Origin of the sequence: Mesorhizobium sp. M2A.F.Ca.ET.067.02.1.1, from assembly GCF_004023285.1 — a bacterium.
In the GTDB taxonomy this organism is placed as follows: domain Bacteria; phylum Pseudomonadota; class Alphaproteobacteria; order Rhizobiales; family Rhizobiaceae; genus Mesorhizobium.
In genome coordinates this window covers 1-1213 of sequence record NZ_RZSB01001152.1, presented here as the reverse complement: position 1 = coordinate 1213, position 1213 = coordinate 1, and the positions used below count along the sequence as shown (strand labels likewise).

Here is a 1213-nt window from a genome sequence, read left to right as displayed (position 1 = left end):
GCCGCCGGCCGGTACGTCCGACAGCGGCCCGTCGCCAAGCCAGTTCATGGCGCGCAGATAGATCTTGTGCGTCTCCAGCGCCTCGCGCGGGCCAACGATGACACGCGCCCGGTCGGCATCCAGATGGACGACATAGAGCGGCTCGCCAGAGGCGATGCCGATGCCGCGGCGCTGGCCGATCGTGTAGCGCAGGATGCCTTCGTGGCGGCCGAGCACGCGGCCATCGATATGGACGATGTCGCCTGGGTTGGCGGCGGCCGGCTTCAGCTTGGCGATGATGTCGGAATATTTGCCCTGCGGCACGAAGCAGATGTCCTGGCTGTCCTGCTTGGCGGCGACCGTCAGCCCCATCTCCTCGGCAATGGCGCGGACCTGCGGCTTCGACAGGCCGCCGAGGGGAAATCGCAGATAATCGATCTGCGCCTGCGTGGTGGCGAACAGGAAATAGCTCTGGTCGCGGTCGGCGTCGACCGGCCGGTAGAGCGCGCGATGCGCGCCATTGGCGCGCGAGCGGATGTAGTGGCCGGTGGCCAAGGCGTCGGCGCCGAGATCCTGCGCGGTGGCTAGGAGGTCGGCGAACTTGACCGTCTGATTGCACGATACGCAAGGGATCGGCGTCTCGCCGGCGACGTAGCTCTCTGCAAAGGGATCGATGACCGCCTTGCGGAAACGCTCCTCATAGTCGAGCACATAGTGCGGGATGCCGAGCGTTTCGGAAACGCGGCGGGCGTCGTCTATGTCCTGGCCGGCGCAGCACGAACCGGCGCGATGGGTGGCCGCGCCGTGGTCGTAGAGCTGCAGCGTCACGCCGACGACGTCATAGCCTTCTCGCTTCAGGATGCCCGCAACCACGGACGAATCGACACCGCCCGACATCGCGACGACAACGCGGGTTTCTTCTGGGCGGCGAGGGAGGTCGAGGCTGTTCATGGTGCTTTCACTGTGCGGCGCTCAATGCCAATGGCCGGAATATAGGTCAAGCGCCACGTCTGCGCCAGCTTGCGGCCCAGGACGAAATTACCGGCAATTCAGGGCCTGGAGGTCGGTGTTTCAAATTCTAAACGATATCCTAACCGGGCGTTCACGATCCTTACCTAGTGATTAGGGTTCGCTTAGGCAATTTTTAAAGCTGTGGCGGTACTGTGGCGGGGATTGGGTCTTTGAGTTTTTAGTAGAGAGTACGATGACCGATCTGGTTAGACCTAGAGTCAAG

Annotated in this window: 1 protein-coding gene; it reads right to left on the bottom strand. The window is 63.1% G+C overall.

Annotated features, from left to right (window positions below):
- The coding region (gene mnmA, locus EOA28_RS36295) for a tRNA 2-thiouridine(34) synthase MnmA (RefSeq protein WP_128315869.1) at positions 1 to 930 on the bottom strand (930 nt) is incomplete at its 3' end.
- Between the last annotated feature and the right edge of the window lie 283 nt (positions 931 to 1213).